This is a genomic window from Delftia sp. ZNC0008, from assembly GCF_000799035.1.
GTDB classification, from domain to species: Bacteria; Pseudomonadota; Gammaproteobacteria; order Burkholderiales; family Burkholderiaceae_C; genus Comamonas; species Comamonas tsuruhatensis.
The window spans coordinates 1-8,015 of sequence record NZ_JTKZ01000384.1 but is presented as its reverse complement, the minus strand read 5'-3'; the positions used below and the strand labels follow the sequence as shown (position 1 = coordinate 8,015).

8 protein-coding genes are annotated in these 8,015 nt (G+C 67.1%); 5 read left to right on the top strand and 3 right to left on the bottom strand.

What is annotated here, in order from left to right; all coding sequences use genetic code 11:
• Both L995_RS12700 and L995_RS12695 read left to right on the top strand, forming a co-directional pair.
• A partial coding sequence (locus L995_RS12700) for a DTW domain-containing protein (protein ID WP_047472088.1) occupies positions 1 to 446 on the top strand: 446 nt, incomplete at its 5' end.
• A gap of 493 nt (positions 447 to 939) precedes the next feature.
• On the top strand, positions 940 to 2,088 hold the full coding sequence (locus L995_RS12695; RefSeq protein ID WP_016449864.1) for an acyltransferase family protein: 1,149 nt from the start codon (positions 940 to 942) through the stop codon (positions 2,086 to 2,088).
• An 81-nt stretch (positions 2,089 to 2,169) separates the two neighbouring features.
• Here the strand turns inward: L995_RS12695 and L995_RS12690 are convergent, their stop codons facing one another.
• The gene (locus L995_RS12690; protein ID WP_047472087.1) at positions 2,170 to 2,817 is read right to left on the bottom strand and encodes a DUF924 family protein; all 648 of its coding nucleotides are present in this window, start codon (positions 2,815 to 2,817) and stop codon (positions 2,170 to 2,172) included.
• A gap of 200 nt (positions 2,818 to 3,017) precedes the next feature.
• Positions 3,018 to 4,370: a type II toxin-antitoxin system HipA family toxin YjjJ gene (gene yjjJ / locus L995_RS12685; protein ID WP_047472086.1), complete on the bottom strand. Its 1,353-nt coding sequence runs from the start codon at positions 4,368 to 4,370 to the stop codon at positions 3,018 to 3,020.
• Positions 4,371 to 4,867: 497 nt separating this feature from the next.
• On the opposite strand from yjjJ, the gene L995_RS12680 reads away from it, so the two are divergent.
• The 3 genes from L995_RS12680 to L995_RS12670 all read left to right on the top strand — a co-directional run bounded on the left by L995_RS12680 (position 4,868) and on the right by L995_RS12670 (position 7,456).
• Positions 4,868 to 5,317 carry a DUF1439 domain-containing protein gene (locus L995_RS12680; protein ID WP_223275342.1) on the top strand — a complete coding sequence of 150 codons (450 nt, stop codon included), beginning with the start codon at positions 4,868 to 4,870 and terminating at the stop codon, positions 5,315 to 5,317.
• Between the two features lie 237 nt (positions 5,318 to 5,554).
• A complete protein-coding gene (locus tag L995_RS12675; RefSeq protein WP_016449860.1) occupies positions 5,555 to 6,277 on the top strand; it encodes a glutathione S-transferase C-terminal domain-containing protein in 723 nt (240 codons plus the stop codon).
• A gap of 132 nt (positions 6,278 to 6,409) precedes the next feature.
• Entirely contained in the window at positions 6,410 to 7,456 is a 1,047-nt protein-coding gene (locus L995_RS12670) for a pirin family protein (RefSeq protein ID WP_012202840.1), read from the top strand.
• A 16-nt stretch (positions 7,457 to 7,472) separates the two neighbouring features.
• On the opposite strand, the gene L995_RS12665 is transcribed toward L995_RS12670, so the two are convergent.
• On the bottom strand, positions 7,473 to 7,925 hold the full coding sequence (locus tag L995_RS12665; RefSeq protein ID WP_016452075.1) for a carboxymuconolactone decarboxylase family protein: 453 nt from the start codon (positions 7,923 to 7,925) through the stop codon (positions 7,473 to 7,475).
• Positions 7,926 to 8,015: the final 90 nt, after the last annotated feature.

Below are 8,015 nucleotides of genomic sequence, written 5' to 3'. Positions count from 1 at the left end.
TGTTTCCCGGTGAGTTCGTACAGCCGCCGCAGCGCGTGGTGCACACGCTGCCGGTGCCCCATGCCGCGGTCGTGCCGGGCCAGGAGCGGCGCCCGCTGTTCATCCTGCTGGATGCGACCTGGCCCGAGGCGCGCAAGATGTTCCGCAAGAGCCCTTACCTGGACCGCTTTCCGGTGCTGAGCCTGCACCCGGACCAGGTCTCGCAGTACCGCCTGCGCCGCTCCCAGCGCGAAGACCACTTCTGCACCAGCGAGGTGGCCGCCCTGTGCCTGGAGCTGACGGGCGATGCGGGCGACCGGCGCGCGGGCCGCGCGCTGGAGAGCTACCTGGCGCTGTTCACCGAGCACTATCTGCGCGCCAAGAACCAGCAGCCGGTGCAGGCAGACAGTGCCGCGCACCGGGGTCTGCAGGACGCCGTCTCATCCCGCTGTACGCCTGAAGAATAAAAACGATAGCGGTAAACGCTTGTGTTCATTGGGATTGGCGTAGTTTTGTTCCAAATTGTTGACGGCACATCCATCGCCCAGGCCCGGTGCGCGCCGGCGGCTTCACGGGGTGGAATGGGCCAGGGTGCAGCGGCGCCAGCACAAACCTCCTGTTACGTTCTGGCTGCAGGGCGCCTCCCATACTCGCGGCGTGCGAAGAAAGGCGGGTGGACGGCAGGGCGGGGCATCGGATCCCGGGCTGAATGTCCATCGAACCTCGTCCCCGGGCGGTGATGGCTAGAATTGGATTTCGCTGAAATTCATCGGCCTGGCCCCGCTCAAGCGGGGCTTGTTCGTGCACGCAGGGCTGTCCGTCGAGGTGGCCCGCATCCTCAGGGCGCGCCGCACCGCGGCACGCGGATTGCTGTTCACCGCATCCGCCGGGAACCTTGGGACGTGCCGTCTCTCTTATCGCGCTGGACCATGCGTTGCACCCTTCGGGGCCGGCTGCGCCATGGCCGCGTGCTCCATTTTCTTGGGGTTTGTTCATGGCTCGGGGCCCATTGCTCCGGCGTTGGAAAGGTGTCCGGTTTTGGTGGTCAAGGATTTCAAACTGCGCTACAACCCCGCCCTTGACGGGCTGCGGGGCGTGGCGATCCTGTTGGTGATCTTGTCGCACTCCCATGCGCCTCTGTTTGATGGCGCGTTCTTCGGGGTCGACCTGTTTTTCGTGCTCAGCGGCTATCTGATCACTTCGCTGCTGCTGATGGAAAACGATTCCGAGGGCCGCATCGGCTTCTGGCGCTTTTACCGCCGCCGCTTCTTCCGCCTGATGCCGGCGCTGGCCCTGTTTCTGGCCGCGTACTGCATCTTCGCGCCCATGCTGTGGCCGGACCTGAACGACATCTACTCCGATGCGCTGGTCTCCATCCTCTATCTGGCCGACTACGGCATCGCCTTCTTCGACAGCCCGGACACGCTGCTGCACATGTGGTCGCTGTCGGTGGAGGAGCACTTCTACCTGATCTGGCCGCCGCTGCTGGTGCTTCTGCTGCGCTTTTCCAAGCCGGGCCGCCTGTGGCGCCCGATTGCCCTGCTGTGGGCGCTGAGCTGGCTGTGGCGCGTGTACTGGGTGGACCAGGGTCAGCACTTCTATGAGATCTTCTTCCGCTTCGACACCCGCGCCTCGGGCCTGTTCGCCGGTGCGCTGCTGGCGGCGCTGATGATCGAGCGCCCGGACTTCATCGCTGCGCTGAAGGCGCGCATGCACCACGCCATGTGGGTGCCGCTGGCCGTGCCGCTGTTGATGGCGCTGCAATGGGACAACCAGGACGCCATGGTCTGGGGCATCACCGTGGTGGAGTGCGCGGCCGTTGTGCTGCTGGTGGCGGTGAGCCAGGGCTCGGGCCTGGTCTACGACATGCTGTCGTCGCCCATGCTGGTGAAGCTGGGACGCCTGTCCTATGGCGTCTATCTCTGGCACTACCCGGTTGTGCGCTATCTGCGCGCCGACTTCTCGTGGCCCGTGGTCGTGGTGCTGGGCCTGGCGATCTCGGTGGTGCTGTCGGCGCTGTCCTTCTACACCATCGAGCGCTGGGCGCTGCGCATGCGCGATGGCGAGCGCAAGGGCGGCGAGCGCCAGCCGCAGGCGCAGCCGGCCTGAATGCCGGCAGCGCGCCGAAAGCAAAAAAGGGAACGTTGGCACGTTCCCTTTTTTTGTGGGTGAAGGAGATCCGCTGCGCTCTCAGAACCCTGCGCCGGGCTGGGACAGGTACTGCAGTTCCTCGGGCGTGCTGGTGCGGCCCAGGATGGCATTGCGGTGCGGAAAGCGGCCGTAGCGCACGATGACGTCGCGGTGCCTGTGGGCGTAGTCCAGCGTGCCGGCCAGGAACTCGCGCACGCCCTCGCCGACAGCGTCACCGGCCTGGTCGGCCAGGGCCTGGAAGGCGGCCACGCTGCGGTTCTGCAGGGCCAGGTCCTCGGCATGCTCCAGCGGCAGGTAGCAGAAGATGCGGGCCACGGCGGGCAGGTCGGCATGCCGGTCATGGCCCTGGGCGATGCCGTCCAGCGCCAGCTGCAGCGCCTGCGGGTCGCCCGCAAAGCTGCGCGCCGTGCCCCGGAACAGGTTGCGCGTGAACTGGTCCAGCAGCACGATCAGCGCCAGCCTGCCCAGCGCCGTGCCGGCCCAGGCGTCGAGTCGGCCGGCCAGCGCGTCTTCGACCAGGGCGCCGAAGCGCTCGCGGATCTGGTTGTCGGTGGCATCGGACTTGATGAACCACAGGTTCTTGCAGGCCAGGGCGCTTGCATTGTCGGGGCGGGTGGAGCCCAGCCAGTAGCCGAGCACGTCGGCAATGCGGGGGTCTGCGGCGGAGGGGGGTGCAATGCTGGTCATCGGGGGCCCGTGTCTGGTCGGATGAGGAAAGCTTCGATTGTGCAGGCTGTGGCGGGCCGAGGCTGTGGATGGCCGGTTCTCCGCAGATGGATAACAGTTTGTGCAGAGGTTTTTCCAACCAATATGCACAGATTTTTCAAGAGGATTTCTATTGGTTATCAACAGGTGGTGTCATTGATTCCATTGGAGGTGATTGAAAATCAGGCGGCAAGGGAATCAAGATTGCTTTCGGCAATACTGCGGAATTCCCCGGAGATGCGCGCATCCTGCGCCACGGCCCGCCAGAAGCGCCGCGCCAGTGCCTGGGCGCGCGGCCATTCGGCCAGCGTGGCGGCCGTGGGGCGCGGGGGCTGGGCGCTGAAGTCGCGCTCCACGATCTCGCCATTGATGGGCATGTAGAGCATGGGCAGCATGTCGTAGGTGGGCGACAGCGCCCAGTCGCCCTGCGGCTGCGGCAGCACGAAGGAGATGTTGCCGTAGTGCCGGTCGGTGTTGGCGATGAGTTGGCCGTAGGCCTCGAGCAGGCGCAGGCTGCGCGCATCGGTCTCGGTGATGAGGCCACGCGCCGCCAGGCGGCTGGCCGTGGCGGCCCAGTTGTCCACCTCGCCCACGTACTGGGCATTGAGCACCTGCAGGGAGACCATGCCTATGCGTCCGGGGTTGCGGTCCGGCGGCGGTGCGCAGCCCGGCTCGGGCTGGCTGCGATCGAAGCGCTCCGATTCGAGAAAGGCCCGGCCGCCATCCATGAACAGCCGCGTGCGCGCGGCGGGCAGGCCGTCTTCGGCCAGGGTCTGCAGCGCCAGATGCTCGCAGACCAGCAGGTCGCGTATGCGCTGCTCGGCCGGCGCGTCGCCTGCCGGGGAGAACTTGACGATGACGCTGCGCCCGGCCGTGGTGCAGCAGAACTTGGGCTGCTCGCCGCCCGCCGACGAGCCCGGATGCGTGCCCTGCATGGCCTGCATGGCCAGGCGCGGATACTCGGCCGGCGACTCGGCGCGCAGCGCGCGGGCGGGCAGGGTGTGGAAGCGCTCGAACGCGGCTTCGCCCACGATGAGGTTGCCCGGCAGGTCCTCGCCGAATCGGGCCAGGGCGCGCAGCACGTCGTCCTCGCCCCATTGGCGCGGGTCGCCACCCAACTGCAGTTCGGGATGGCTGTGCGCAAAGGTGCGGCCGATGAAGCCCTGGGGCCGCATGTCGTCCAGGAACCAGGGCAGGCCGTCGTGCTGCTCGCTGAGGCCATCGGCCTCGTCCACCCAGAAGCCGCCGCCGTGCAGCGCGATCATGCGGCCGAAGGGCGATGCGTGGCCTTCGGTATCCACGCGCATGATGGCCACCTCGGCGCCCACGCCCGCCACCTGGCGCGGCAGCACATAGCGCTGCGTGCGCGCCGCACCCACCTTGCGCACCTGGCCCGACCGGATCAGCGGCGCCAGCGCGCGCGACACGGTGGGCTGGCTCACGCCCAGCATCTGCTGCAGCTCGCGCGCCGCCAGCGCACCGCCCTGGCGGCGCAGTGCCGCCAGTACCTGGGTGGAGAGGTCTTCCAAGGCCATGGGAATCAATTGATGAATGAATAAAAATAGGGAGTAATTTATTAAAAATCAATGATTTATGCAAATCAATGAATGAATATATGAATAGATTCATGCGCCGGTGGAGGGCCGTGCCCAAGGCCGCGGCAAAGCTGGGCGGGCGGGAGGGCCGGCCAGAAGGATTGGGTGATGTTTCCGTACGGATGGCGGTACTGCCTATGTCCGATGGGCACTCGCTGTGAAGCGCCTTCGCGCAGGTGCCGGGCAACACCCACTGCAGGGACAGGGAATAGCCCCTGGCGGGACAATGCCGATCTCAAAAAACATAGCGCCATGCGTATGGCATGCATGGCGCTTCAGGGTTTCGTGTCGGGCTTTCTGGGGCTTGTGCTGTCGTGATGAATCGCCGCTTTTTGTTGATGGTCCTGGCCGCGGGCTGCAGCCTGGCTGCGACCGGATGTTCGGGAAAGTCCGGGCCTGGAAATGTCTCGATTTCGCGGCAAAGGCTGCAGGAGGTGGTGGCCCAGCGCTTTCCACGGCAATTCCCCGTGGCCGGCATGCTGCAGCTCAAGCTGCATTCGCCGGTGCTGGGATTGCTGCCCGAGCGCAACGCGCTCAATGCGGTGTTGCAGGCCGATCTGTCGGGACCCGTGCTCAAGCAAGCCTATGGCGGCCATCTGAACCTGGACTTCGCGCTGCGCTACGAGCCCACGGACCGCACGCTGCGCGCCCACCAGATCAAGGTCAACAGCCTGGTCATCAACGACCTGGCCCCCGCCATGAGCGACATGATCACCACCTACGCCAGCGCCCTGGCCGAGCAGGCGCTGGGCCAGCTCGTGCTCTACCAGCTGCAGGACAAGGACCTGGCCCTGATGGACTCTCTGAACATGGAGCCCGGCGCCATCACGGTGACGCCGGACGGCCTGAGCGTGGCCCTGGTCCAGAAGCCCGTCGCGCCGCGCTGAGAGCTGTGCCGGGCGGGCGATGCACGGTTCAGCCGTGCGCCTCCATCCGAGCGCCTCGGTAGCCGGTGCATGGCGGCGAGCGGGGAGACTGGCCATGCAATCTGCGTGGGTGGTCATGACCCGGCGGCAGGGCCGGGTCCGCCGTTATTTGGCGTGCCAAGCATGGCTGGGCGCCGAACGCTACGATGCAGCGGCCATCGATTTCTTGGCGAACCCGACCAGCCTTCAAGGTGCCCCATGACTCCACAGAATCCGCTTTCCGCCTTTTCCGTCACGCGCAAGTGGCCGGCCATGCAGCCGGACCGCATCCAGCTGTATTCCCTGCCCACGCCCAACGGCGTCAAGGTGTCGATCGCTCTGGAGGAGATGGGCCTGCCGTATGAGGCGCACCGCGTGGGCTTCGAGAGCAATGACCAGCTCTCGCCCGAGTTCGTGGACACCTTTCCCAACAACAAGATCCCGGCCATCCTGGACCCGCAGGGTCCGGGCGGAAAGCCGCTGGCGCTGTTCGAGTCGGGCGCCATCCTGGTCTACCTGGCCGAGAAGTCCGGCAGCCCGCTGCTGCCCGCCGACCCGGCCGCGCGCTATGAAACGCTGCAGTGGCTGATGTTCCAGATGGGTGGCGTCGGCCCCATGTTCGGCCAGCTGGGGTTCTTCCACAAATTCGCGGGCAAGGACTTCGAGGACAAGCGCCCGCGCGACCGCTACGTGAACGAGTCCGTGCGCCTGCTGGGTGTGCTGGAGCGCCGCCTCGCAGGCCGCGCCTGGGTGATGGGCGAGCAATTCACCATTGCCGACATCGCCCTGTGGCCCTGGGTGCGCAACATGGTGGTGGAGCAGGGCTACAACGCGGCCGAACTGCTGGGCTGGGAGCGCTTTCCCGAGCTGCAGCGCGTGCTGGCCGCCTTCGTGGCGCGCCCGGCCGTGCAAAAGGGCCTGGTGACGCCGCCGCGCAACTGACCCGGCGGGCGTTGCATTCCTGGGCCGCACTGTCCCAGCCATGGTGGCTTTCAAAACCGGCGCGGGGGCCGCATCTGTCCGAGAATGCAGCGCCCCCTTTTTTCTTGCGGGCGCAGCCTCACAGGAGCCACGATGACCGCAGCCACCACCCCCGTCCTCCAAAGCCAGCCGCTGGGCCCGCTGTGGCCCACCATGGACCCCTTCCTGTTCTGTGCCCACCATGACGATGCCTATCCGCCCAGCGATGGCCGACTGGGCGTGCAGGCCGTGGACCTGGAAGGCCGCCAGATGGGCAGCGACTTCAGCCGCAAGGACGGCTTTTCCATGTACCACGGCGATGGCGTGCCGGGCTTTCCCGGCCATCCGCACCGCGGCTTCGAGACCGTGACCCTGGTGCGCAAGGGCCTGATCGACCATTCCGATTCGCTGGGCGCGGCCGCGCGCTTTGGCGGCGGCGACGTGCAGTGGCTGACGGCCGGCAAGGGAATCCAGCATTCGGAGATGTTCCCGCTGCTCAACAGCGACGCGCCCAATCCGCTGGAGCTGTTCCAGATCTGGCTGAACCTGCCTGCGCGCTCCAAGATGGTGGAGCCGCACTTCACCATGTTCTGGAATGAGCGCATCCCGCGCCTGGAGCACGCAGACGCCGCAGGCCGCAGGACCGTGGTCACCGTGGTCGCAGGCAGCCTGCCCGGCACGGCGGCCGCCCTGCCTCCGCCGCCCGAATCCTGGGCCTCGCAACCCGAGGGCGACGTGGCCATCTGGACGCTGCGCCTGGAGCCCGGCGCACGCTGGACGCTGCCGCGCGCAGCCGGCGCGGACACGCAACGCATGCTGTATTTCTTTGCAGGCCAGGCACTGCAGGTCGGGCCCACGGCCCTGGCCCAGCATGCGGCCCTGCATGTGGATGCCACGCAGGACTGGGAGCTGCACAACAGCGGCGCCGACGCCGTGGAATGCCTGGTGCTGCAGGGCCGCCCCATTGGCGAGAGCGTGGCGCAGTACGGCCCCTTCGTGATGAACACGCAGCAGGAAATCATGCAGGCCATGCAGGACTACCGGCGCACCCAGTTCGGCGGATGGCCCTGGGCCGAGCAGGACCCGGTGCATGGCGCAGAGAACCGGCGCTTTGCGCGCTACCCGGGCGCTGCGGCCGAGGAACAGCCGCCGGCCGCCTGAGTCCGGTCAGGCCGCGTCAGGCCGTGTCTGAGGGTGGATGAAAGCTGGCCGGCGCGGGCGTGCGCCCCAGCTCCTTGAGGATCTTCAGCGTGATGGCCATGCCGGTGTTGCCTGCGGGCACGCCGGCATAGACGGCGGTCTGCAGCAGCACTTCGCGGATGGTGTCCAGGTCCAGCGGCGCGGCCTCGGCATCGGCCGGATCGGCCAGCAGGCCGGTGCGGATGTGCAGCTCGAACTCTTCCCAGCGGCCCATGGAGGCCGTGATGGCCAGCACCATGATGCGGCGCGTGCGGCGCTCCAGGCCGGGGCGGCTCCAGATGCCGTCCCAGGCATAGGCCGTGATCATGCGCTGGAACTCCACATTCAGTTCGTTGGCGCGCGCCACGGATTGGTCCACCCATTCATCACCCAGCACGCGGCGGCGGTTGGCAAGGCCGCGCTGCAGGGCGTCGGCGGAAGGTTCGGTCATGGCGGGGGTTCCTGTGTCAAGCATGGGAATGGGCATGGGCATGGGCATGGGCATTGGCGTTGGCGTTGGCGTTGGCGTGGGTCTACGCGG

What these genes read in the sequence shown, in the direction of transcription:
- L995_RS12695 (WP_016449864.1), top strand. Translation starts at nt 940, where the DNA reads ATGGCCGCGTGCTCCATTTTCTTGGGGTTTGTTCATGGCTCGGGGCCC.
- L995_RS12690 (WP_047472087.1), bottom strand. Translation starts at nt 2,817, where the DNA reads ATGACCAGCATTGCACCCCCCTCCGCCGCAGACCCCCGCATTGCCGAC.
- yjjJ (WP_047472086.1), bottom strand. Translation starts at nt 4,370, where the DNA reads ATGGCCTTGGAAGACCTCTCCACCCAGGTACTGGCGGCACTGCGCCGC.
- L995_RS12675 (WP_016449860.1), top strand. Translation starts at nt 5,555, where the DNA reads ATGACTCCACAGAATCCGCTTTCCGCCTTTTCCGTCACGCGCAAGTGG.
- L995_RS12670 (WP_012202840.1), top strand. Translation starts at nt 6,410, where the DNA reads ATGACCGCAGCCACCACCCCCGTCCTCCAAAGCCAGCCGCTGGGCCCG.
- L995_RS12665 (WP_016452075.1), bottom strand. Translation starts at nt 7,925, where the DNA reads ATGACCGAACCTTCCGCCGACGCCCTGCAGCGCGGCCTTGCCAACCGC.